Source organism: Umezawaea sp. (genome assembly GCF_057122925.1).
Window position 1 is genome coordinate 21,366 of record NZ_DBNGPQ010000002.1, and the last position, 21,333, is coordinate 42,698.

28 protein-coding genes are annotated in these 21,333 nt (G+C 71.3%); 15 read left to right on the top strand and 13 right to left on the bottom strand.

Going from position 1 to position 21,333, the window contains the following annotated elements:
- Positions 1–131 precede the first annotated feature (131 nt).
- Complete coding sequence (locus AC156L_RS00145) at positions 132–890, bottom strand: TrmH family RNA methyltransferase (RefSeq protein ID WP_330879581.1); 759 nt, start codon at positions 888–890, stop codon at positions 132–134.
- Between the two features lie 65 nt (positions 891–955).
- Here AC156L_RS00145 and AC156L_RS00150 point away from each other — a divergent pair, with 65 nt between their 5' ends.
- From AC156L_RS00150 to AC156L_RS00160, 3 genes are read left to right on the top strand one after another with little or no spacing between them, the layout of a single operon-like run.
- The gene (locus tag AC156L_RS00150) at positions 956–1,633 is read left to right on the top strand and encodes a phosphotransferase (RefSeq protein WP_330879582.1); all 678 of its coding nucleotides are present in this window, start codon (positions 956–958) and stop codon (positions 1,631–1,633) included.
- Between the two features lie 54 nt (positions 1,634–1,687).
- Positions 1,688–3,070 (top strand): WS/DGAT/MGAT family O-acyltransferase, encoded by a 1,383-nt coding sequence (locus AC156L_RS00155; protein ID WP_330879583.1) that lies wholly within the window; start codon positions 1,688–1,690, stop codon positions 3,068–3,070.
- Positions 3,067–3,570, top strand: a complete 504-nt coding sequence (locus tag AC156L_RS00160; RefSeq protein ID WP_330879584.1) for a DUF6912 family protein — start codon at positions 3,067–3,069, stop codon at positions 3,568–3,570. Before AC156L_RS00155 ends, AC156L_RS00160 begins: the two co-directional genes overlap by 4 nt.
- Before the next feature lie 43 nt (positions 3,571–3,613).
- Here the strand turns inward: AC156L_RS00160 and AC156L_RS00165 are convergent, their stop codons facing one another.
- Positions 3,614–4,000 (bottom strand): VOC family protein, encoded by a 387-nt coding sequence (locus AC156L_RS00165; protein ID WP_330879585.1) that lies wholly within the window; start codon positions 3,998–4,000, stop codon positions 3,614–3,616.
- 151 nt (positions 4,001–4,151) lie between these two features.
- On the opposite strand from AC156L_RS00165, the gene AC156L_RS00170 reads away from it, so the two are divergent.
- Together AC156L_RS00170 and AC156L_RS00175 are read left to right on the top strand one after the other, a co-directional pair.
- Entirely contained in the window at positions 4,152–5,072 is a 921-nt protein-coding gene (locus tag AC156L_RS00170) for a sigma-70 family RNA polymerase sigma factor (protein WP_330879586.1), read from the top strand.
- Positions 5,069–5,641: a TIGR03086 family metal-binding protein gene (locus AC156L_RS00175; RefSeq protein WP_330879587.1), complete on the top strand. Its 573-nt coding sequence runs from the start codon at positions 5,069–5,071 to the stop codon at positions 5,639–5,641. Before AC156L_RS00170 ends, AC156L_RS00175 begins: the two co-directional genes overlap by 4 nt.
- Here AC156L_RS00175 and rsgA read toward each other — a convergent pair.
- Positions 5,604–6,617, bottom strand: coding sequence for a ribosome small subunit-dependent GTPase A (rsgA, locus tag AC156L_RS00180; protein WP_330879588.1), 1,014 nt, complete (start codon positions 6,615–6,617; stop codon positions 5,604–5,606). The genes AC156L_RS00175 and rsgA overlap by 38 nt on opposite strands.
- Position 6,618: 1 nt before the next feature.
- Positions 6,619–7,887, bottom strand: coding sequence for a 3-phosphoshikimate 1-carboxyvinyltransferase (gene aroA / locus AC156L_RS00185; RefSeq protein ID WP_330879589.1), 1,269 nt, complete (start codon positions 7,885–7,887; stop codon positions 6,619–6,621).
- Positions 7,888–7,989: 102 nt separating this feature from the next.
- Here aroA and AC156L_RS00190 point away from each other — a divergent pair, with 102 nt between their 5' ends.
- Positions 7,990–8,754 carry an SOS response-associated peptidase gene (locus AC156L_RS00190; protein ID WP_330879590.1) on the top strand — a complete coding sequence of 255 codons (765 nt, stop codon included), beginning with the start codon at positions 7,990–7,992 and terminating at the stop codon, positions 8,752–8,754.
- Positions 8,751–9,365: an alpha/beta hydrolase family protein gene (locus AC156L_RS00195; protein WP_330879591.1), complete on the top strand. Its 615-nt coding sequence runs from the start codon at positions 8,751–8,753 to the stop codon at positions 9,363–9,365. Before AC156L_RS00190 ends, AC156L_RS00195 begins: the two co-directional genes overlap by 4 nt.
- A 320-nt stretch (positions 9,366–9,685) precedes the next feature.
- On the opposite strand, the gene ybaK is transcribed toward AC156L_RS00195, so the two are convergent.
- Positions 9,686–10,162 carry a Cys-tRNA(Pro) deacylase gene (ybaK, locus tag AC156L_RS00200; protein WP_330879592.1) on the bottom strand — a complete coding sequence of 159 codons (477 nt, stop codon included), beginning with the start codon at positions 10,160–10,162 and terminating at the stop codon, positions 9,686–9,688.
- A 179-nt stretch (positions 10,163–10,341) separates the two neighbouring features.
- On the opposite strand from ybaK, the gene AC156L_RS00205 reads away from it, so the two are divergent.
- The gene (locus AC156L_RS00205; RefSeq protein ID WP_330879593.1) at positions 10,342–10,974 is read left to right on the top strand and encodes a sigma-70 family RNA polymerase sigma factor; all 633 of its coding nucleotides are present in this window, start codon (positions 10,342–10,344) and stop codon (positions 10,972–10,974) included.
- Entirely contained in the window at positions 10,971–11,276 is a 306-nt protein-coding gene (gene rsrA, locus AC156L_RS00210; protein ID WP_330879594.1) for a mycothiol system anti-sigma-R factor, read from the top strand. The genes AC156L_RS00205 and rsrA overlap by 4 nt, the downstream gene beginning before the upstream one ends.
- Before the next feature lie 96 nt (positions 11,277–11,372).
- On the opposite strand, the gene AC156L_RS00215 is transcribed toward rsrA, so the two are convergent.
- Complete coding sequence (locus AC156L_RS00215; RefSeq protein WP_096498094.1) at positions 11,373–11,447, bottom strand: 50S ribosomal protein bL37; 75 nt, start codon at positions 11,445–11,447, stop codon at positions 11,373–11,375.
- Positions 11,448–11,543: 96 nt separating this feature from the next.
- On the opposite strand from AC156L_RS00215, the gene AC156L_RS00220 reads away from it, so the two are divergent.
- The gene (locus AC156L_RS00220; RefSeq protein ID WP_330879595.1) at positions 11,544–13,022 is read left to right on the top strand and encodes a sensor histidine kinase; all 1,479 of its coding nucleotides are present in this window, start codon (positions 11,544–11,546) and stop codon (positions 13,020–13,022) included.
- Positions 13,023–13,174: 152 nt separating this feature from the next.
- Here the strand turns inward: AC156L_RS00220 and AC156L_RS00225 are convergent, their stop codons facing one another.
- On the bottom strand, positions 13,175–13,429 hold the full coding sequence (locus AC156L_RS00225; RefSeq protein WP_015104912.1) for a WhiB family transcriptional regulator: 255 nt from the start codon (positions 13,427–13,429) through the stop codon (positions 13,175–13,177).
- A 225-nt stretch (positions 13,430–13,654) separates the two neighbouring features.
- Complete coding sequence (locus AC156L_RS00230) at positions 13,655–14,611, bottom strand: diacylglycerol/lipid kinase family protein (RefSeq protein ID WP_330879596.1); 957 nt, start codon at positions 14,609–14,611, stop codon at positions 13,655–13,657.
- Positions 14,612–14,871: 260 nt separating this feature from the next.
- Between AC156L_RS00230 and AC156L_RS00235 the strand changes: the two genes are divergently transcribed.
- The 4 genes from AC156L_RS00235 to AC156L_RS00250 all read left to right on the top strand — a co-directional run bounded on the left by AC156L_RS00235 (position 14,872) and on the right by AC156L_RS00250 (position 17,791).
- Complete coding sequence (locus AC156L_RS00235; RefSeq protein WP_330879597.1) at positions 14,872–15,279, top strand: hypothetical protein; 408 nt, start codon at positions 14,872–14,874, stop codon at positions 15,277–15,279.
- Between the two features lie 174 nt (positions 15,280–15,453).
- On the top strand, positions 15,454–16,197 hold the full coding sequence (locus tag AC156L_RS00240; protein WP_330879598.1) for a S1 family peptidase: 744 nt from the start codon (positions 15,454–15,456) through the stop codon (positions 16,195–16,197).
- Positions 16,198–16,367: 170 nt separating this feature from the next.
- Positions 16,368–17,168 (top strand): SAM-dependent methyltransferase, encoded by an 801-nt coding sequence (locus AC156L_RS00245; RefSeq protein ID WP_330879599.1) that lies wholly within the window; start codon positions 16,368–16,370, stop codon positions 17,166–17,168.
- A 92-nt stretch (positions 17,169–17,260) separates the two neighbouring features.
- A complete protein-coding gene (locus AC156L_RS00250) occupies positions 17,261–17,791 on the top strand; it encodes a DUF4328 domain-containing protein (RefSeq protein WP_330879600.1) in 531 nt (176 codons plus the stop codon).
- A gap of 51 nt (positions 17,792–17,842) precedes the next feature.
- On the opposite strand, the gene AC156L_RS00255 is transcribed toward AC156L_RS00250, so the two are convergent.
- From AC156L_RS00255 to AC156L_RS00265, 3 genes are all read right to left on the bottom strand, one after another.
- Positions 17,843–18,229: a DUF5684 domain-containing protein gene (locus AC156L_RS00255; protein WP_330879601.1), complete on the bottom strand. Its 387-nt coding sequence runs from the start codon at positions 18,227–18,229 to the stop codon at positions 17,843–17,845.
- Positions 18,230–18,387: 158 nt separating this feature from the next.
- On the bottom strand, positions 18,388–18,873 hold the full coding sequence (locus AC156L_RS00260) for a GNAT family N-acetyltransferase (protein WP_330879618.1): 486 nt from the start codon (positions 18,871–18,873) through the stop codon (positions 18,388–18,390).
- Positions 18,864–19,475 (bottom strand): histidine phosphatase family protein, encoded by a 612-nt coding sequence (locus tag AC156L_RS00265; protein ID WP_330879602.1) that lies wholly within the window; start codon positions 19,473–19,475, stop codon positions 18,864–18,866. Before AC156L_RS00265 ends, AC156L_RS00260 begins: the two co-directional genes overlap by 10 nt.
- Positions 19,476–19,599: 124 nt before the next feature.
- Here AC156L_RS00265 and AC156L_RS00270 point away from each other — a divergent pair, with 124 nt between their 5' ends.
- Positions 19,600–19,755 (top strand): DUF6131 family protein, encoded by a 156-nt coding sequence (locus AC156L_RS00270; protein ID WP_330879603.1) that lies wholly within the window; start codon positions 19,600–19,602, stop codon positions 19,753–19,755.
- A 63-nt stretch (positions 19,756–19,818) separates the two neighbouring features.
- On the opposite strand, the gene AC156L_RS00275 is transcribed toward AC156L_RS00270, so the two are convergent.
- On the bottom strand, positions 19,819–20,418 hold the full coding sequence (locus AC156L_RS00275; protein WP_330879604.1) for a TetR/AcrR family transcriptional regulator: 600 nt from the start codon (positions 20,416–20,418) through the stop codon (positions 19,819–19,821).
- A gap of 413 nt (positions 20,419–20,831) precedes the next feature.
- Positions 20,832–21,333 (bottom strand): tyrosine-type recombinase/integrase (locus AC156L_RS00280; protein WP_484406501.1); only part of this gene is annotated, 502 nt, incomplete at its 5' end.

Sequence of the window (21,333 nt, forward strand, 5' to 3'; positions counted from 1 at the left end):
CCCCGTGGCTCGAATGCCGCCGACCACGGGACGCTGACACGGGAATTCGATCCGGCGCTCGCCGCGCCGTGGTGGCGATCGTGTCGTGACTCGCTGGACCCGCCGCTGGAAAACGCGGCGGGTCCAGTCGACTACCTACCCGCTTCGCGCCTGCGGACGACCTCGAAGCACAGGACGGCGGCGGCGCTGGCGACGTTGAGCGATTCGACGCCCGCGAACATCGGGATCGACAGCCAGCCGGTGACGTGCGGGCGGACGTCGTCGGAGATGCCGTTCGTCTCGCTGCCGAGCACGAACGCCGCCCGCTCGGGCAGGTCCGCGGTGTAGATCGACTCCTTGGCGTTCGCGTCCAGCGCGAACAGCGGGTAGCCGTGGGCGCGGAGGTTCGCGGCGGCCTCGGCGGCGGTCGCGCAGCGCAGCATCGGCGCGCGGAACGCGACCCCCGCGGACGCCTTGACCACGAGCGGGTCGATCGAGGCGACGCCGCGCCGCGGCACGACGATGCCGTCCATGCCCGCCGCGGTGGCGGTCCGCAGGATCATGCCGACGTTCGCGGGCGTGGTGATCCCGTCGAGCACGAGGACACCGCGCGGTCGCTCCGGGCCGTCCAGCGCCAGGTCGAGGGGGAGCATCCGGGGAGCGACCACGTCGGCGAGAACGCCCTGGTCGTGCCGCCCGTTGCCCGCGAGCACCTTGACCCGCTGCTCGGTCGCGCGCTGCACGCGCACCCCGCGCCGCTTGGCCGCGTCGAGGATCTCCCTGGCCGCCGCGCCGCGCGCGGTCTCGGCGAGCACCACCTTGTCCACGTCCAGGCGCGGGTCGTCGAGCGCTTCGAGGACCGGCTTGCGGCCGTAGACGGTGACGAACTTGTCCTTGGGGGAGATTTCCACGTGCAGAAGGGTGCCATGCCCGTTCAGGGGCTTGCATTGGCGCCGTCAACCATGAGGATCGTCACATGAGCTCGGGCGAGCGCAGCGTTGCGCACCGCGCCCGCCTCTTGGCCAGTGGTCAAGAGGCGGACGTCTTCTTGCGGCCGGACGGCCTCCTGGTCAAGCACAACCGCGACGGCCGGGACCTCGATCCCGAAGCCGAGCTGATGCGCTACCTGCGCAAACGCGGGATTCCGGTGCCGAGGGTCCACGGCGTCGAGGACGAGGGCCTGGTCATGGAGTACGTTCCCGGCCCCCGGATGTCGGTCGAGCTGGACCGCAGGCCGTGGCGCGCCGCCGCGCTCGGGCGCCAGCTGGCCGAGCTGCACCACCGCCTCGACGACGTCCCGGCCCCCGACTTCCTGCCCGGCTCGCCGAAGGGGGCGCTGCTGCACCTCGACCTGCACCCCGGCAACGTCGTGCTGGGCCCGGACGGCCCCGTGGCGATCGACTGGGCGTGCGCCGCCCGCGGCGACCGCCGCGTCGACCTGGCCCTGAGCTGGCTCGCGATGGCCGTCGGCAAGCTCCGCCCCGTCCGCCGCGCCGCCAGGGCGCGCCTGGTCAGGTCGTTCCTCGCCGGTGTCGACGACGCCGTCCGGCAGGCCATGCCCGCCGCCGCCGAGATCCGCCTCGCCCGCCACGACCGCGACCCGGAGGAGGTCAGGGCCGTGGAGGAACTGGTCGAGCGCTGCCGCCGTCCGTGACGGACGACCTCGGTGTTCCCCGGTCCCCGACCGGCGGCGGGCTAACCTGACCCCATGCCCGATCGCCTGTCCGCGTTGGACGCCTCGTTCCTGTACCTGGAGGACGCCACGACGCCGATGCACGTCGGTGGGGTCGCGGTGTTCCGGAGACCGAGGACGGGGTTCGACTACGACCGCCTCGTGGAGCTGATCGAGCAGCGCCTGCCGCTGGTGCCGAGGTACCGCCAGAAGGTCGTGCACGTCCCCGGCAGGCTGGCCAGGCCGGTGTGGGTCGACGACCCGGACTTCGACGTGACCTACCACGTGCGCAGGTCCGCCCTGCCCAAGCCGGGCAGCGACGCGCAGCTGCACGACCTGGTGGCCCGGCTCATGTCCCGCCCGCTCGACCACACCCGTCCCCTCTGGGAGACGTACCTGGTGGAGGGCCTGAAGGGCAACCAGATCGCCGTCATCACCAAGACCCACCAGGCCGTGGTCGACGGCGTGGGCGCGATCGAGATCGGCCAGGTCATGCTGGACGTCTCCCCGAGCCCGCGCAGGCCGCTGGAGAGCCTGTGGATGCCCCAGCCGGAGCCCAGCGGCCTCCAGCTGGTCGCCGACGCCGTGGCCGAGGCCGTGCAACGGCCGGGTGAGCTGGTCGAGAACGTCCGCTCGGCCGCGATGGACACGGTCGCCACCGTGCAGAAGGTCGCTGGCGCGCTGGGCGGTCTGGCCTCCGCCCTCCGCACGGCGTCCACCCCGGCGCCGGGCAGCCCCCTCAACGTCCGCATCGGCCCGGCCCGCCGCTTCGCCGTCGCGCGCGGCACCCTGGAGCAGTTCCGGGCGATCCGCCGCGCCCACGGCGGCACGGTCAACGACGGCGTGCTCGCGGTCCTCTCCGGGGCCATGCGCGCCTGGCTGATGTCGCGGGGCGAGGTCGTCTCCGCCCACACCACCATGCGCGCGATGGCGCCGCTCTCGGTGCGCGACGAGGACGGCTCCAACGGCGTGGCGGCGTTCCTGGTCGACCTGCCCGTGGGCGAGTCGAACCCGGTCGTGCGCCTGCACCACGTCAGCCACGCGATGCGGGCCCACCAGGAATCCGGCCAGTCGGTGGCGGCGGACACCCTGGTCAAGGTCTCCGGCTTCGCCCCGCCGACCCTGCACGCCCTGGGCGCCCGTGCGGCCAGCTCGTTCTCCCGACGGCTCTTCAACGTCGTCGTCACGAACGTGCCCGGCCCCCAGGTGCCCCTCTACGCGGCAGGCGCGAGGATGACCGAGATCTTCCCGGTGGTCCCGCTGGCGAAGAACCAAGCCCTGTCGATCGGCGTCACGTCGTACGACGGTGGTGTTTACTTCGGTCTCAACGCCGACAGGGACGCGATGTCCGATGTGGACGTTCTAGCTGCGATGGTCGAGGAATCCGTGGAAGAACTGATGGGGACGGTATCGGAATGAGGGTCTACCTTCCGGCGACCGTGGCCATGCTGCGCGACCTGGTGGACACCGGTGAGTTCCGCCCGGTGGGCGGCACGGCGTTCGCGCTGACACCGGCACTGAGGGAGTCCTACGCCGCGGGCGACACGGAGGAGCTGGAGTACGCGGCCATGCTCGACGCGGCCCGCGCCTCGATCCGCCTGCTGGCGGCCGAGCTGGGCACGGACGACAAGGCCATGCCGAGGCGGGCGGTCGTCTCGGTGGACGTCGACGACGTGAAGCTCCGCCCCGACCTCGACTTCTCGGTCGTCAAGGTCTCCGGTCCGGTGCCGCTGGAGCTGGTGGCCGCGATCCACCTGGACACCTCGGAGGCCGAGGACGCGGTGCGCGCGGCGGCGGAGGTGATCGACGAGGCCGACCTGGGCGACCCGGACGCGGAGTTCACGCTCGGCAGCGCGGAGGACCACGAACTGGCCTGGTACGCGCGTCAGGAACTCCCGTTCCTGCTGGACCTCATGTAGCGCCCCTCCGAGCGGGGTGGGGAGGGGGTGCTCGAAGTCGGGGTCACATCCCCTCGGCGGGCTCCCACAGCTCGATCCGGTTGCCCTCCGGGTCCACGCACCACCCGAACCGCCCGAACTCCGAGTCCTCGGTCTGGGGCAGCACCTCGACGCCGCGGGCCTTCAGCTTGGCCAGCAGGATCCGCAGGTCGTCCACCCGCAGGTTCAGCATGGCCCGCTGCCCCGGCTCCCCGAGGTAGTCGGTGTTGTTCGCGAACAGCGCGATGGTCGTGGTCCCGGGGTTGTCCTCGGTGGACGAGTCGACCCAGTGGAACGTCACCGTCCCGTGGTCGTTCATGGGCACGCCGAGGTTGTCGCGGTACCAGCCGGCCAACCGCGCGGGATCCCTGGCGCGGAAGAAGACGCCGCCTATTCCCGTCACCTGCGCCATGGCGCGCAGGCTACCGCGCACCCCCGTTCCGGGGACATGGGCGCACCTCCCCGTACACCCGAACCGGTTAACACCCCCATCCGTTCATACGAACCGCGATGAGTTTCCACCCCCGAACGGGTCATCACCACGGACAGAGGAGGTACCCACGATGGCCGACGACTTCATCAGGCTCTCGGACCCGTTCCGCCGCGAGCTGCTCGCGCACTGCTACCGGATGCTGGGCTCGGTGCACGACGCCGAGGACCTGGTGCAGGAGACGTACCTGCGCGCGTGGAAGGCCTACGACCGGTTCGAGGGGCGGTCGTCCCTGCGGACGTGGCTGTACCGGATCGCGACCACCGCGTGCCTGACCGCCATCGAGAAGCGCGCCCGCCGCCCGCTGCCCACCGGCCTGGGGTCGGACTCCGACCCGGAGGACGACCTGGTCGACGGCACCGAGGTGCTGTGGCTGGAGCCGGTGCCGGACGAGCTGGTCGGCGCGGACCCGGCGGCGATCGTGACCGAGCGCGAGACGATCCGGCTGGCGCTGGTCGCCTCGCTCCAGTACCTGCCGCCGCGGCAGCGGGCCGTGCTGGTCCTGCGCGACGTGCTCAGGTGGCGGGCCGCCGAGGTCGCCGAGCTGCTGGGGACGTCGACCGCGGCGGTCAACAGCATCCTCCAGAGGGCGCGGGCGCGGCTGGCCGAGGTGACCGAGGACGCGGTGGTGGAGCCGTCGACCGCGGCGCAGCGCGAGCTGCTCGACCGGTACGCGGCGGCGTTCGAGGCCAAGGACATCCCGGCGATCGTCGGTCTGTTCACCGCCGACGTCGTCTGGGAGATGCCGCCGTTCAGGTCCTGGTACCGCGGTCCGGAGGCGGTCGCCAGGCACCTGGAGATCCGCTGCCCCGGTGAGGTCCGGGTGGTGCCGACGCGCGCGAACGGCCAGCCCGCGTTCGGCCTCTACCTCAGCGGGAAGCCGTTCAACGTCCAGGTGCTGGAGGTCGGGGAGAAGGGCATCACCCACGTGGTCAACTTCCTCGACACGTCGCTGTTCGAGGTGTTCGGCCTGCCGCCCTCGGTGGCGACGTGAGCCACGTCGACCTGCTCGAACGCGCCGTCACCTACACGCTCGGCTGCCTGCACGGGGTCACCCCGGCCGCCCTGTCGCGCCCGACCCCGTGCCGCGACTGGGACCTGCGGGCGCTGCTGCGGCACCTGGTCGACTCGCTGGCGGCGCTGCGGGAGGCCGCCGACGACGGGCACGTGGACCTGGAGCCCGCGGCCGTCGACCACGACGACCCGGTCGCCGCGGCCCGCGACCACGCCCGGCAGGTGCTCGGCGCGTGGACGGCCCGCGACGGCCGTCCCGCGGTGTCCGTCGGCGGGTGCCCGGTGACGACGGACGTCGTGGCGAGGGCGGGCGCGCTGGAGGTCGCCGTGCACGGGTGGGACGTCGCCCGCGCGTGCGGCGACGTCCGGCCCATCCCGCGCGCCCTCGCCGACGAGCTGTACCCGGTGGCGCTGCTGCTGGTCAGCGACGCCGACCGGCCCGCTCGCTTCGCCGCGCCGCTCCGACCGGAGACCCCGGCCGACCGGCTGCTCGCCTACCTGGGCCGCGGCACTAGTCCGGGTACTCCTCCAGGCCCGCGCGCGAGCTGAGCAGGCGGCGCAGGGAGTCCAACCGGCCCTGCGTCGCCACGCCCGTGGTGACCAGCTCGTCCAGCACGCAGTCCGGGTCCTCCGGCGCGCCGAGGTGGCCGCAGCCCGACGGGCACTCCTCGGCCATCTCCCTCATGCCGGGGAACGCGGCCACGATGTCGGTCGGCGTGATGTGCGCGAGCCCGAACGAGCGGATGCCCGGCGTGTCCACCGCCCACCCGCCCTCGGGCAGCGGCAGCGCCACGGTCTGCGTCGACGTGTGCCGCCCCTTGCCGACCCCGCTGACCACGCCGACCGCCCGGTTGGCGCCCGGAACGAGCTGGTTGATCAGCGTCGACTTGCCGACACCGGAGTGCCCGATCAGCGCGGACACCCTGGTGGCCATCTGCTCCCGCAGCGGCTTCGGGTCCTCGTCGGACCTCGTCACGACCACCACGAGGTCCAGTTCGGCGTACGCGGCGAGCAGCTCGTCCGGGCTCGCCAGGTCGGCCTTCGTCAGGCACAGGACCGGCGTCAGCCCACCCGCGTAGGACGCCACCAGGCACCGGTCGATGAACCCGGTGCGCGGCACGGGGTCCGCCAGCGCCGTCACGATGATCAGCTGCTCGGCGTTGGCGACCACGACCCGCTCGAACGGGTCCGTGTCGTCCGCGGTGCGGCGCAGCACGCTGCTCCGGTCGGCGACCTTCACGATGCGGGCCAGCGTGTCCGGCTGCCCGGACGCGTCGCCGACCAGACCGACCCGGTCGCCGACGACGACCGGCGTCCGCCCCAGCTCCCGTGCCCGCATCGCGGTCACCAGGCGCTCCGGGTCGTCGTCCAGCGCGCACGTCCACCGCCCGCGGTCCACGCCGACCACCATCGCGGGCACGGCGTCCGCGTGCTCGGGGCGCTTCTTGCTGCGCGGCCGGGTCCCCTTCCCCGGCCGCACCCGCACGTCGGACTCGTCGAGCTTGTGCCAGTCGCCACGGCTCACGTCAACGGACCTCGTTGAGCATCGTCGCCCACATTCCTGGGAAGTCGGGGATCGTCTTGGAGGTGCTGCCGATGTCGTCGACCTCGACGCCCGGCACGACCAGGCCGATGATCGCACCCGCGGTGGCCATCCGGTGGTCGGCGTACGCGCGCCACGGCCCGCCGCGCAGCGGCTTCGGGTCGATGACCAGGCCGTCCTCGGTCTCCTCCGCCGCTCCGCCGACGCCGTTGATCTCGGCGACGAGCGCCGCGAGCCGGTCCGTCTCGTGGCCGCGGATGTGCGCCACGCCGCGGATCCGCGTCGGCCCGTCCGCCAGCGCCGCCAGCGCGGCGACGGTCGGGGTCAGCTCGCTCTCGTCGTGCAGGTCGATGTCCAGGCCCGCCAGCCGCTCCGGCCCGCGCACGGTCAGCCCGCGCTCGTCCAGCACGACCTCGCAGCCCATGCGCTGGAGGATGTCGCCCACCGCGTCGCCCGCCTGGGTCGTCTCGGTCGGCCAGCCGGGCACGGTCACCTCGCCCCCGGTCACGGCCGCCGCCGCCAGGAACACCGTCGCGTTGGACAGGTCCGGCTCCACGTGCCACTCGCGCCCGCGCACCGGGCCGGGCGCGACGGTCCAGGTGTTCGGCTCCCGGTCGTCCACCTCGACGCCCGCGGCGCGCAGCACCTCGACGGTCATCGCGATGTGGGGCAGCGACGGGACGGGTTCGCCGTCGTGCAGGACCCGCACGCCCCGCTCGTAGCGCGCACCGGACAGCAGCAGGCCCGAGACGAACTGCGACGAGCCGGACGCGTCGATCGTCACGTCGCCGCCGCGCAGGGAGCCGGTGCCGGTCAGCGTGAACGGTAGCCCGTCGCCCGCGATGTCCGCGCCCAGCGCGCGCAGCGCGGACAGGACGGTGCCCATCGGCCGGAGCCGCGCGTGCGGGTCGCCGTCGAACCGGATCTCCCCGGTCGCGATGGCCGCGGCGGGCGGCAGGAACCGCATCACCGTGCCCGCGAGGCCGCAGTCGACGTCCGCCGGTCCGCGCAGCTCGCCGGGGGTGACGTGCCAGCTCCCGTCCTGGCCGTCGGTGACGGCGACGCCCAGCGAGCGGAGCGCCTCCACCATCAGCGTGCTGTCGCGGCTGCGCAGGGGCGCGTGCAGCACGGAGGGGCCGTCGGCCAGCGCGGCCAGCAGCAGCAGGCGGTTGGTGATCGACTTGGAGCCGGGCACGGGTACCGTCGCGCGGACGGGGCCGTTGGCGGTGGGAGCGGACCACTGCTGAGTCATGGGTCGATGATTGCGCATGGGGCGGTCGAGGGGTCGCACCGGTGCCGGCGACGTGCGACGATGGCTTGCCCAGAAGTTGATCTGGCGCGGAGGTGATCTGGAGTGTGCGGTAGGTACGCCTCCACCAAGGACCCGGCGCTGCTCGCGGCGGAGTTCGACGCGGTGGACGCCACGGAGGGCGACGCCCCCGGTCCGGACTACAACATCGCCCCCACCAAGAACGTGCTGGCCGTGGTGGAGCGGCACCCCCGCGACGCCGACGGCGAACCCGACCCGACGGTCACGGAGCGCAGCGTCCGCGTGATGCGCTGGGGTCTGGTGCCGCACTGGGCGAAGGACATGTCCGGGGCCGCAAAGATGATCAACGCGAGGTCGGAGAGCGTCCTGACCAAGCCGTCCTACCGGGACAGCGCCGCCAAACGCCGCTGCATCCTCCCCGCTGACGGTTGGTACGAGTGGCAGCCGGGCGAGGGCAGGAAGCAGCCCTTCTTCATCAACCCCGACGACGGCTCCAGCCTGGCCATGGCGGGGATCTGGTCCGTGTGGTGGCAGCCGGACGAGGAACTGGGCCGCAAGGCCGTCATCACGTGCGCGGTGCTGACGACGGACGCCGTCGGCGAGATGGCGTCGGTGCACCACCGGATGCCGCTGCTGCTGCCCGCGTCGCACTGGGGCGCGTGGCTGGACCCCGACTCCGCGGACCCCTCCGCGCTGCTGGCGCCGGACGAGGCGCTGGTGGACTCGCTGGAGCTGAGGCCGGTGTCGATGGCGGTCAACAACGTCCGGAACAACAGCCCCGAACTGATGGACCCGATCTCGCTGTCGCCCGCCGAGATGCCTGAACCGACGCTGTTCGAGCTGTCATGACCAGCACCCTCGTCGACACGCCGCACGGTCCCGCTCGGGCCGAGCTGCACTGCTCGGCCGAGGGGAGGGCGGCCCTGCTGCTGGGGCACGGGGCCGGTGGCGGGATCGGGGCGCCGGACCTGGTCGCGGCCACGCGGGCGGCGGTGGACGCCGGGGTGCACGTGGCGCTGGTCGAGCAGCCGTACCGGGTGGCCGGGCGGAGGGCCCCCGCGCCCGCGAAGCAGTTGGACGTGGCGTGGTTGGCCGTGGCCGAGGACCTGGGTGTGCGCTGGTTCGACGGGATGCCGCTGCTGTTCGGGGGGCGGTCGTCCGGGGCTCGGGTGGCCTGCCGGACTTCGGTGGAGGGGTTGGCGGTGGCCGTGCTGTGCCTGGCCTTCCCGGTGCACCCCCCTGGGAAGCCGGAGAAGAGCCGGGCCGGGGAGCTGGCGGGGGTCGAGGTGCCCACGTTGATCGTGCAGGGGGAGGCGGACCCGTTCGGGAGGCCTGAGACGGCTCATCACCGGGAGGTGGTGCTGTTGAAGGGGGACCACTCGTTGAAGGCTGATGCCGAGGGGTTGCAGAGGGCTGTTACCGGGTGGCTGGATCGGGTGTTGCGGCCGCTTGAGGTGTGAGGGTGGTTGTGGGGGTGGGCCGTGGGTGTCCGGCTTCCGGCGTGGGTGGGGCTGTGGGTGCCCGGCTTCCGGCGTGGGTGGCCGATTTGACCCGGGGCCCCTCGATTTGCCCCTTTGCCGGGCTTGAAGGGGCAGGTGGGAAGCCCTTGCCCGACAAATTTCAAGGGCAGATCCCCGAGTAAGATCGGCCACTGTTGCGTGGTGGGGTTGCGCTCCGTAGCTGGTCGGCAGTCGGTCCCTGCTGGTCCTCTGCGGGTCGCCTCACGTTGCTGGTGCTGCGGGGTGCTGGTGCTGTGGGCGCTGCTCGTCTTTGGCGCTGCTCAGGCTGAGATATTGGCTACCGCCGCGTTGGTCAGGCGGGTCAGGTCTGCTGGGGCGATCTCCACCTCCAGGCCCCTGCGGCCCGCGCTGACGAAGATCGTCCCGAAGTTCGTCGCCGAGGTGTCCAGGACCACCGGTAGGCGTTTCTTCTGGCCCAGTGGTGAGATGCCGCCCGCCACGTAGCCGGTGGCCCGCTCTGCCGCTGCCACCTCGGCCATCTTGGCCTTCTTGCCCTTGAGGGCCGCGGCCAGTGCTTTCAGGTCCAGCTGGTTCGTCACGGGGACCACGCCCACTGCCAGGCTGCCGTCCAGGTCCACCACCAGGGTCTTGAACACCTGGTTCGGCAGCAGGCCCAGGGCTTCCGCCGCCTCCAGCCCGTAGGACTCGTGGCGGGGGTCGTGTGCGTACGAGTGGAGGGTGTGGGCCACGCGCTGCTCGTCCAGCAGGGCTGTGGCGGGGGTCCCGCGTCCGGCCATGGAGGAACGATATCGGGGGGAATGCCGGAGTTCCGCGTCGCGTTCGGAGGAGTGTGGTTACCGAGGTGATGGAGCAGCGGCCGGTGGACGGCCCGGCGGACCAGGTCCGCGTATTCTGGGACCCGTCCCAGCCAGCAGTAGCCGTCGCGCCATCATCGGGTCGGCGGGAGAGGAGCGCGGTGCCCGCCACCCGTTCGCAGGCCAACCCGACGGATGAGACACCCGCGGAGCGGGCTGCTCGCTTCGAGCGCGACGCGATGCCGCTGCTCGACCAGTTGTACGCCGCCGCTCTGCGGATGACGCGCAACCCGGCCGACGCCGAGGACCTCGTGCAGGAGACGTACCTGAAGGCCTACGCCGCCTTCGCCTCGTTCTCGCAGGGCACGAACCTGAAGGCGTGGCTGTACCGGATCCTGACCAACACCTACATCAACGGGTACCGCAAGAAGCAGCGGCAGCCGTTGCAGCAGCCCACCGACGAGATCACCGACTGGCAGTTGGCGAAGGCCGAGAGCCACACGTCGCGCGGTCTGCGGTCGGCCGAGGTCGAGGCGATGGACCTGCTCCCGGACAACGACGTGAAGGAAGCGCTCCAACGTCTTCCGGAGGAGTTCCGGATCGCGGTATACCTTGCTGACGTCGAAGGCTTCGCGTACAAGGAGATCGCCGAGATCATGGGCACCCCCATCGGCACGGTGATGTCCCGGTTGCACCGGGGGCGTCGCCAGTTGCGCGAGCAGCTCTCCGACGTCGCGCGCGAGCGCGGTTTCCTGCGCAACGGTCAGCCCGAGGAAGAGGTGGCGGGGCGATGAACTGCGGCGAACCCCACGACACCGACTGCTCGGAGGTCCTCTCCGAGGTCTGGTTGTTCCTCGACCAGGAGTGCGACGTCAAGCGCAAGGAGCTGCTTCAGAAGCACCTGGAGGAGTGCCACCCGTGCCTGGAGCAGTACGGCATCGAGGAGCACCTCAAGATGCTGCTGGCCCGCAAGTGCGGGGGTGAGCACGCGCCCGAGACGTTGAAGGAGCGGTTGCGCGCGCGCATCCACGAGACGCTGGCGCAGCACGGCGCCGTCGAGGTGCGGTCGACCACGATCAAGGTCGTCGAGGAGTAGCGCTCCTCCGACCGCCGCCGTCCACGTGGGACGTGCGACCGCGGAACGCGAAAGGCCCTCCGGGACAGTCCCGGAGGGCCTTTCTTCGGCCTGCGATCAGGCGTTGGGGCGCTTCCCGTGGTTAGCGCCACCCTTTTTGCGATCGCGGCGCTTGCGGGCACGCTTCGACATGGGTGTCTCCTTGAGCATCTGGTCAACTGCTTCTCCTCAGTGTGACACGCGCTCGACCGGGCACTGGCAGGGGTCTGAACCGTGGTTGTATGACGCGTGTCCACCCTCACGGATCTGCTCGCCGAGCACACCAGGCTGTCCGGCGCGGCAGTCGACCACCTCCAGCTCGTCGTGGCCGAGTGGCAGCTGCTCTCGGACCTCTCCTTCGCGGACTTCCTGCTGTGGGTGCCGCTGGACGACGCCACGTTCCTCTGCGTCGCGCAGGCCAGGCCGACGACGGCGCCGACCGCGCACCCCGAGGACGTCGTCGGCAGCTCCATGCAGGTCGAGGAGCACCCGCAGCTCCGGCGCGCGATCATCGAGTCGCGGATCTGCCGCGAGGAGGACCCGCTGTGGCACCTCGGGGTGCCCGTGCGGCGCGAGACGATCCCCGTGCGGCTGGGCAAGCAGGTCATCGCGGTCATCAGCCGCAACACGAACCTGGCCGTGCCGCGCGTGCCGAGCCCGCTGGAGATCTCCTACCTCGGCAGCGCCGCGGACCTGTGCCAGATGATCGCGGACGGCACGTTCCCGACGACCGAGCCGTCGCCGGACGTGCACACGAGCCCGCGCGTCGGCGACGGGTTCATCCGGCTCGACGCGGCGGGCGCCGTGGTGTTCGCGAGCCCCAACGCGCTGTCGGCGTACCACCGCATGGGCCACGCGTCCGACCTGGTGGGCGTGCACCTGGCGCCGCTGACGCGGTCGCTGATCGACGACCCGTTCGACGCGACCGAGATCGCGCACCGGTTCCGCGCGGCCGTGGACGGCAACCCGTCCATGCGCATGGAGGCCGAGTCGCGGCGCGGGGCGTCCGTGCTGTTCCGCGCGCTGCCGCTGAGGCCGCGCGGCAACCCGGCCGGTGCGCTGGTGCTGTGCCGCGACGTCACGGAGGTCCGCAGGCGCGACCGGGCGCTGATGTCGAAGGACGCCACGATCCGCGAGATCCACCACCGGGTGAAGAACAACCTCCAGACCGTGGCGGCGCTGCTGCGGTTGCAGTCGCGGCGCACGAGCAACGAGGAGGCGCGCGAGGCGCTGGCCGAATCGGTGCGTCGGGTGACGTCCATCGCACTCGTGCACGAGACGCTGTCGATGTCCGTGGACGAGCGCGTGGACCTGGACGACGTCGTCGACCGGGTGATTCCGATGATGAGCGACGTGGCCACCACGGAGACCCAGGTGTCGGTCCGCCGGGAGGGGCCGTTCGGGGTCGTGGCGGCCGAGTTGGCGACCCCTCTGGTGATGGTCCTGACCGAGCTGGTGCAGAACGCGTTCGAGCACGCCTACGCCCCTGGCCAGCGAGGGGAGGTCGTGGTGCACGCGGAGAGGTCGGCCCGCTGGCTCGACGTGGTGATCGCCGACGACGGCAAGGGACTGCCGCAGGGGTTCTCGCTGGAGCGCACCGAACGGCTCGGTCTCCAGATCGTCCGGACCCTCGTGGAGTCCGAACTCAGGGGTTCCTTGAGCTTGCGGCGGAGGCCGCGAGGCGGTACTGAGGCGGTCCTGCGCGTGCCGCTCCGGGGCCGGCGCTAAACTGTTCTCCGTGCACACGTGGCGACCCGCCTCAGCGGCGCCTCGTGGTCATGCGGGAGGGTGTGCAAACAAAAACTGAGGGCCCGACACCTGGCACGGTGTCGGGCCCTCAGTTTGTCCTTGGTTTCGGTGCCAACTGCCGGTCTTGCGACTCAGGCGTTGCTCCGGGCCCGCGTGCGGGCGTTGCGGCGCTTGAGTGCGCGACGTTCGTCTTCGCTCATCCCGCCCCACACACCGGCGTCCTGGCCGCTCTCGAGTGCCCACGCGAGGCAGTCGGAGACGACGGGACAGCGGCGGCAGACGGTCTTCGCCTCGGCGATCTGCAAGAGCGCAGGACCGCTATTCCCCACGGGGAAGAACAGCTCGGGGTCCTCGTCGCGGCAGATTGCGCGGTGGCGCCAGTCCATTGGAACTACTCCTCAGCTAGGCGCGCTCGAAGGCACGCCGATCGTCAGCGGTCGTTTTGGGGTGCTTGTGAATGCTTTCACGAACGGCGGGGATGTCAAGGGGTTAGCACTAACCCGGTGAGTGAACTCACCCAAAAGATCGACACCGTTCACCAGCGGTTTCACTCTACGAAGTTCGCGTCCGATCGAACATCGCAGGTCGGTCGCAAGATCATCACGCAGAGGTCACACGGCGACCGTGAGAGCTTCACGAACGGACGTGAACTCGACTTCGGTGCAATCGCCGAGCAGGTCGCCGTCCACCTGGAGGTTGACCGGCTCCTTGCTCGTCACCCGAACATATTCAACGTCGTCGCGGCGCAGGAGGTTCCCGCCCTTGGGATTTCCTTCTCGCACGAGCAGGTGGCCCACGTACCGCAGCACCGTCGGCAACCCGAGGTTGCGCAGCGCGAAGAGGCCGAGGTCGTTGTCGAACGACGTGGACGGGTTGAGGCGGATCGCCTTGCCGCCCAGGTAGGTCCACGGGTCGGTGTTCGACACGAACGCCATCCGCAGGTCCGTGATCGGCTCCTCGTCGGGGATCCGCACCGTGAGCGAGGGGGTGCGCCTGCGCTGACCGACGTAGCTGGCCAGCGCGGTGCGCGCGTAGAGGGAGGGGCTGGCCTCGCGGCCCTTGGCGCGCTGCTCCTCGACGTTCGCGACCACGTCCGCGTCCCAGCCGACACCGGCGTTGAACGTGAACCAGCGGTCGTTGTCCGCGGTGGTGGAGGCGGGCGGGCCGCTCGACGCGACCCTGCCGAGCCCGACGCGGCGGCTCGTCCCGTGCTCGATCGCCTGGAGCAGGCGGTAGGTGGCCTCCACGGGGTCGCGCGGCAGCCCGAGGGCGCCCGCGAAGACGTTCGCGGACCCGCCGGGGACCACCCCGAGCATCGGGAGGTCCGGCGAGAGCCCGGCGCGGAGCATGCCGTTGACGACCTCGTTGACCGTGCCGTCGCCACCGTGGGCGACGACCATGCCGTACCCGTCGAGGACGGCCTGGGCCGCGACGTCACCCGCGTGGCCCCGGTACCGCGTCTCGACGACGTCGAGCTTCACCGTGCTGGCCAACGCGTGCGCCAGCACGTCCCGGCCTCCGGCCGTGGTCGAGGTCGCCTGTGGATTGACCACCAGAAGTGCGCGCACACTTGCAGAGTAGGACAGCGCGTGACCGCGGACGGTCCGCGCATCCCTCGTCCGAGGGGCGCCATGCGCACTGGAGTGGTCCAAATCTCCTTTCCACCGCGTCGCAGCCCCGTCTACGGCAAGTGCACCCCAGCGGACCGCCGGCAAGCCGAAGACCCCTTGATCTTCGCCCCTCCGGCTGCCGGATGGGAGGCCCGGACGGGTGGCCTACGATCCGTGACGACCACAGACCGTTATGCACCGTTGTGAGGGGCTCGCAGGTGGCGATCCAGACCCAGGTCCCGGCGGCCGTGCGGGTGGCCGGGGCCATGACCGCGCTCCAGGGGCTCGCGGGCATCGCGTTCGCCGTCGCGCTCGTCGTGCGGGCCTTCGGCGGCGCCGAGTCGACCGGCAAGGTCCTCGGTGAGGCGGCCTACTTCACGGTGCTGTGCGCGGGCGTGCTCGCCGCGGGCATCGGGCTGGTGCTCGGCAGGCGCTGGGGCCGGACGCCGTCGATCGTCGTGCAGCTCCTGCTGCTGGGCGTCGCCTGGTACGCCTACGGCCCGTCGGGGCAGCAGCTCGTCGGATCCCTGATCGGCATCTACGCCGTCGTGGTGATCGCGCTGCTGTTCACCAACCCGGTTCGGCGCTGGACCCTCGGGGTGGACGAGCCCGACGCGGAGGAATAGGCCCGTTCGACTGGTTCTTCCGCCGGAATAGCCCGATTGGTGCGATTGGTGCTTTTGGCTCCCCTCCGAAGGTCGGATGGTTCGCCAACTATCGGAGGGTGTCCCGTGTCACTCGAAAGCGTGACGCTGAGGGTGGTGAATTCACCACTCCCTGCGTTCGTTAGGTGACATCACATGCGATTCAAGCGCACCCTGTCCGCGCTGATCGGTGGAGCCACGGCACTCGTGGCCTTCGCCTCCCTGGCGCCCGTCGCCTCGGCCCAACCGGCTCCCGGCGACGTGACCCCGTTCATCATCGGTGGCGGCACCGCGTCCAACGCCCCCTGGGCGGCCCGGCTGTTCGCCAACGGCCGCGAGAACTGCTCGGCCACGATCATCGCGCCGACCTGGATCCTGACCGCGCAGCACTGCGTGGCCAGCTCGGCCACGTACACGTTCCGCGTCGGCAGCCTCGACCAGACCAGCGGCGGCACCGTGGTCAACGCGGTCAGCATCACCCAGCACCCGTCGGCGGACCTCGCCCTGGTGCGCATCGACCGCTCGGTGGGGGGCACGTACGCGCCGCTCGGCACCACCACGGCGGTGCGCGCGGGCCAGACCGTGCAGCTCTACGGCTGGGGCGCGACCTGCACCAACCAGCCCGAGATCAACTGCCAGTCGCGCTACCTGAAGGTCGCGGACACCACCGTGACCAGCGTGACCGGCCGCGACTACCGCGGTGGCATCGCCGTGTCGGTGCGCCGCGGCAACGGCATCGCGGCGGGCGGTGACTCCGGCGGCCCGATGTTCGCCACGAGCCCGGCCGACGGCCGCTACTACCAGGTCGGCGTGGCCTCCACGAGCGACCGCGCGACCGTCTCGAACTACACCAACATCACCCGCTACCGCCCGTGGATCCAGTCGCTGGCAGGCGTCTGACCGGTTCGCCCGGCCGAGGGGTCTTCCCTCGGCCGGGTTGGCCAGGCGGCTTCCACCAGTAATAATCACCCTACGTGTTCACTTTTGGCGGATGGACACGAACGGAGTAGCCGGATACCGTGCGACGACGAGTTCGCGCTGCTCCGGGACGTTCCAGGGTGAGGTGTGCGGTGCAAGAGCGCCCGAAGCGGGTGTCGGCCGGTGGTGGCGTCGAGCGCCCGAACCTGGCCCGGCTCTTCGACTACTACCTCGGTGGCGCCCACAACTTCGCCGTCGACCGCGAGTTCGCCGAGCGCTCCATCAAGTTCTTCGCCGCCGACGACGCCGCCCGCACCACCCGGTCGTTCCTGCGCCGCGCCGTCCACCTCTGCGCGACCGCGGGCATCCGCCAGTTCCTCGACCTCGGCTCGGGCATCCCGACCGCGGGCAACGTCCACGAGGTCGTCGAGCGCGTCGACCCGAGCTGCCGGGTCGTCTACGTCGACAACGACGCGGCGACCGTCGCGCACGGCCGGACGATGCTCCGCACCAGCACCACCGCCGCGGTCGTGCACGCCGACGTCCGCGACCCCGACGCCGTGCTGAACGCCCCCGAGACCGCTCGGCTGCTGGACCTCGACGAGCCCGTCGCGGTCGTGATGGTCGGCATCCTCCCGTACCTGTCGGACGACGACCGGCCCGCCGACGTGGTGGCGAAGTACCGCGAGGCGGTGGTCCCCGGCAGCAGGCTGGTCGTCTCGCACCTCACCGCCGACCTCGAACCCGAGATGATGGGCAAGCTCGTCCACCTCGGGACGCTCGCGGGCACCACCCTCACCCCGCGCGGCGAGGCCGCCGTGGCGGAGCTGTTCACGGGTTTCGACGTGCTCGCGCCCGGCGTCGTCCCGGCGGGCACGTGGCACCAGGACGGCGAGGACACGAGCCCGTCCTCCTGCCTGTCCTACGGTGCCGTCGGCGTCCGGCTGCCCTGAGCCGAACTGGTCGGCGGATCGCCGCGAACCTCCGGTGGACCTACGATCCAGGCTGGTCGGCACTTCGGAGGGGGAATGCCGTGGACTCCGCGATGACCCTCAGGCCCCACGTCGTGTCGACCCAGGCGGGGCTGCTGTGCGCGCTGCTCGCCGCGCAGGCGGGCGTGCAGCTGCTGTCGATCGCCGTGCCGTTCCTGCGGTACTTCGCGGTGCTGCTGTTCACCTGCGCCGCGCCGGTGCTGCTCGTGTGGCTCTACCGGGTCCGGCGCAACGCCGAGGTGCCCGGCCGCGTCCACCGCTGGAGCCCCCGCTGGGTGGTCGGGATGTGGTTCGTGCCCGGTCTGAACCTGTGGGCGCCCCACCAGGCCGTCGCCGACGTCGCCGCGGCGGGCGTTCCGGAGTCCCGGCGCGGCGAGGTGACCCGGCAGGTCCTCGCCTGGTGGCTGTCGTGGCTCGTCGGCCTGGCCGCCACCGCCGGGAGCGCGTGGCCGCCCACCGCCCCGCTGCTGCCGCCGTGGGTCGCCGCCGTGTTCCTCGCGCTGGCCAGCGCGCTGCTGATCGTCGTCGTGCGGAGGCTCACCGCGTTGCACCCGGTCGACGAGAGGTTGATCGGGGGGAGGTGACCGGGTTCCCCCGCACGTGTTGCCCCCACGTGCGGGGAAACCGCTTCCAGGTCAGGCGCGCGCGGCGGCCGGGCCCCGGTAGGTCGCGCTGCCGAAGCCGAGGATCGAGTAGCCGATGACGCTGAGGAAGCCGAGCAGGACGATGCCGAACGCCGCACCCTTGCCGAAGGACTTCGCGATGTCCACGAACACGATGAAGGAGATCACGATGTTCACCAGCGGGATGAAGAACAGCACCAGCCACCAGCCGGGACGGCCCGCGACCTTGAGCATGGTGTAGATGTTGTAGAACGGGATGATCGCGGCCCAGCCGGGCTTGCCCGCCTTCGAGAAGACCTTCCACATCGCGATGATGGTGAGGAGGCCGAAGAGACCGCCGATGATGCCGGGGACGATGAAGGCAGAGCTGTCCACGGTAGCGGTGGTTTCGTAGTTCACGAGGTGTTCCTTCCGAAACCCTGGCAGCGAGTTCGCGGACACCTGTCGCCGCGATCGGGGTCCCGCTGCCGGGCACGGCGCGGAACGCTGCCAGAGCGCCGGGCGTGCTGTTCGGGGAATCGACGTTTTCGTGAGCATTTCGAGACTTGCGGGGTGGATCAGTCGGATGATCCCAGTGCCGCGAGCGCCTCGTCGGTCAGGCGGAACACCGTCCACTCGTCCATCGGCACCGCGCCGAGCGACTTGTAGAAGCCGATCGCGGGGGCGTTCCAGTCGAGCACGGCCCACTCCAGGCGCGCGTAGCCGTTCGCCGCGCACTCCCGCGCCAGCTCGGTCAGCAGCGCCCTGCCCAACCCGGAACCGCGCTGGGACGGCCGCACGTACAGGTCTTCGAGGTAGATGCCGTGCGTGCCCCGCCACGTCGAGAAGTTGAGGAACCACAACGCCATCCCGACGACCGCACCGTCCACTTCGGCCACGTGGCCGAACAGAGCGGGGGCCGGGCGGAACAGGGCGTCGTGCAGCCGCTCGACCGTGAGGTGGCAGTCGGCGCGGGCCCGTTCGTACTCGGCCAGCTCCTCGGCGAGCCCGACCACGGCGGGCACGTCCTCCGGGCGGATCCGGCGGACCGGCACTAGTCCCAGTCCCACGACGGCACGTTGAGGTGGCGCACCTGCGCGTCGCCGCGCTCGTCGCCGAGCACCGACGTGCCCGCCGGGTCGAGTCCGAAGTGGACGCCGTCGCGCGGCCCGAGGCCGAGCCAGGTCGCGATCAGCACGCGGCTGAAGTGGCCGTGGCCGACGAGCACCACGTCACCGCCGAGCAGCGCCGTCCGGACCCGCGCCACGACCGCCGACGCGCGCTCGCCGACCTGGTCCGCCGACTCTCCGTTCGGGATCTCGTGCGTCCAGACCGTCCAGCCCTCGACGGTCTCCCGGATCTCCGGCGTCGTCCTGCCCTCGTAGTCGCCGTAGTCCCACTCGGCGAGGTCCTCGGTGATGTCGTCGACCGCCAGACCCGCCAGCTCGGCGGTGCGCAGCGCGCGCTGCCGCGGACTCGTCAGCACCAGCGCGGGCGGCACCGACGTGCCGCGCAACCGTGCCAGCACCGCGCCCGCCCGCCGGGCCTGCTGCTCGCCCTTGTCGGTCAGCGGGACGTCGGTGCGACCGGTGTGCTGCCCCGATTCGGACCACGCGGTCTGGCCGTGGCGCAGCAGGTAGACGGAGTAGCGACCATTTGTGCTCACCGTCCGGATCCTAGTGCGGCCCGCACGCCGGCCGCCCTATGGCAAAACCCACTGTGATGTCACCCGTTGGTGTTTGGCCCGCTGTGCGCTGGGTATCCACCTCTCAAGACACATGGAGGTTCTGATGATCGTTCTTGGTTTGATCCTGCTGGTCGTCGGTTGGTTGGCCGGGATTTCGATCCTGACGACCGTCGGCACCATCCTGCTCGTGATCGGCGCCGTTCTCGCCGTGCTCGGGGCGGTGGGCCGTCCGATCGGCGGTCGGGCGCACTACTTCTAAGCCGACCACGCACGCACGCACCACCAGGGGCGTCCCCGTACCGGGGGCGTCCCTGGTGGTGCGTCACTCCAACGGCACCGTGAGCAGGCCGCGCAGGTAGGCCCGCAACGAGCCCACGAGGTCCACCCGGTCGCTGTTCGACAACCACTGGACCTGCAAGCCGTCCATCAGCGCGACGAAGTTCAGCGCCGCCACGTCCGGGTCCACGCCCTCGCGCAGCTCCCCCCGTTCGGCGACCACCCGGAACGACGCCGCCGCGAACCGGCGGGCCATCCGGTAGTGGTGCTCGAAGTAGTCGTGCGCCGGGTGGTCGGCCGCGACGGCCTCGGCGGCCAGCCGCGAGTACAGGTCGACGATGCCGGGGTGGCGGACGTTGTGCGCGGCCAGCGCGACCAGCCTGCGCAGCGCGTCCAGGCCGGGCGCTCCGGACAGCCGAGCGCCGTCCTCGGTGTCGCGCCGCTCCAGCACCGCCGCGAGCAGCGCCTCCTTGCTGGGGAAGTAGTACAGCAACCCCGCGTGCGTCATCCCGACCCGCCGCGCGATCTCCCGCAGCGACGAACCCCGGTAGCCCGCCTCGGCGTACGTGGCCACCGCGGCCGCCAGGATGTCCTCCCGCCGCAGCCGCCCCTTGAGATAACCCTCGCTACTGTCGGCGGCGCGCACCCGCACATCATGCCGCAGTGGGACCGAGTGCCAGGGCGACGGCTTGCTGCGGTTGTCGGGTCCCGGTCCGGTGTCGGGTTCCCTCCGGTCGTTGGGTCCGTCCGGTGTCAGGTCCCGTTCGGTGTCGAGTCCCGTCCGGTGTCGGGTCTGTGTTCTTCGTCCAGTTCCCGTTCTGCCCAGTTCCGGGACGTGCTCTCGCCGGGCGGCAGGTCTCCGAGGTGGTGCGAGGCCCCTCGGGTGGACTGTGCTGGGCCGTCGAGGTGGTTCGGGCGGCCGATGCCGCACATGCGGAACGACGCCGGTCAGCGAGAGGTCGTCTCGCTGACCGGCGTCGTCCAGAGGCCGCGGACTACGCGGCCTTGGTCTCCCAGAAGATCTTGTCGATCTGTCCGCCGACCGCCGCTGACCAGGCCTTATGGCTCATTTCGGTCTTCTGGGCCATCGTCGGGCCGTCGCGGGCCGCCACGCCGGGCGTAGACACCGTCGATCACGCCCTTGGTCCGGTTGTCGCTTCCAGGCATCAGGTGCGTGTAGGTCGCGAGCGTGAAGGCCGGATCGGAGTGGCCCAGGTACTCGGCGACCGCCTTGATCGACTCGCCTTGGTCGAGCAGCACCGAGGCGAAGAAGTGCCGGAGGTCGTGCATCCCGTTCTCGTACCGCCCGTACGGCACGCCAGCAGCCTTGAGCGCCTTCTTCCAGTAGTTGCGGTCGAAGTCGTTCGCTCGGACGGCCAGGTGGTTGACCGACGTGACGACCAATTCCGCGGTGACCCGCTTGCCGTCCGGCACCGCCCACGGCAACGTGATTTTCACCGGAGGGAACCGCCGCATGTGCTCGTCAAGCGCTTGGCTCACCGGCACCGACAACGGCACCTCGCGTTCCTTGTCGTACTTCGGCAGCGCGAACACGAGCTGG

Coding starts and splice junctions, on each gene's coding strand:
- AC156L_RS00165 (WP_330879585.1), bottom strand. CDS start 4,000: ATGGCGCAGGTGACGGGAATAGGCGGCGTCTTCTTCCGCGCCAGGGAT.
- AC156L_RS00195 (WP_330879591.1), top strand. CDS start 8,751: ATGACCAGCACCCTCGTCGACACGCCGCACGGTCCCGCTCGGGCCGAG.
- aroA (WP_330879589.1), bottom strand. CDS start 7,887: ATGACTCAGCAGTGGTCCGCTCCCACCGCCAACGGCCCCGTCCGCGCG.
- AC156L_RS00240 (WP_330879598.1), top strand. CDS start 15,454: ATGCGATTCAAGCGCACCCTGTCCGCGCTGATCGGTGGAGCCACGGCA.
- AC156L_RS00250 (WP_330879600.1), top strand. CDS start 17,261: ATGACCCTCAGGCCCCACGTCGTGTCGACCCAGGCGGGGCTGCTGTGC.
- AC156L_RS00150 (WP_330879582.1), top strand. CDS start 956: ATGAGCTCGGGCGAGCGCAGCGTTGCGCACCGCGCCCGCCTCTTGGCC.
- AC156L_RS00160 (WP_330879584.1), top strand. CDS start 3,067: ATGAGGGTCTACCTTCCGGCGACCGTGGCCATGCTGCGCGACCTGGTG.
- AC156L_RS00170 (WP_330879586.1), top strand. CDS start 4,152: ATGGCCGACGACTTCATCAGGCTCTCGGACCCGTTCCGCCGCGAGCTG.
- ybaK (WP_330879592.1), bottom strand. CDS start 10,162: ATGGCCGGACGCGGGACCCCCGCCACAGCCCTGCTGGACGAGCAGCGC.
- AC156L_RS00225 (WP_015104912.1), bottom strand. CDS start 13,429: ATGGACTGGCGCCACCGCGCAATCTGCCGCGACGAGGACCCCGAGCTG.
- rsrA (WP_330879594.1), top strand. CDS start 10,971: ATGAACTGCGGCGAACCCCACGACACCGACTGCTCGGAGGTCCTCTCC.
- AC156L_RS00155 (WP_330879583.1), top strand. CDS start 1,688: ATGCCCGATCGCCTGTCCGCGTTGGACGCCTCGTTCCTGTACCTGGAG.
- AC156L_RS00270 (WP_330879603.1), top strand. CDS start 19,600: ATGATCGTTCTTGGTTTGATCCTGCTGGTCGTCGGTTGGTTGGCCGGG.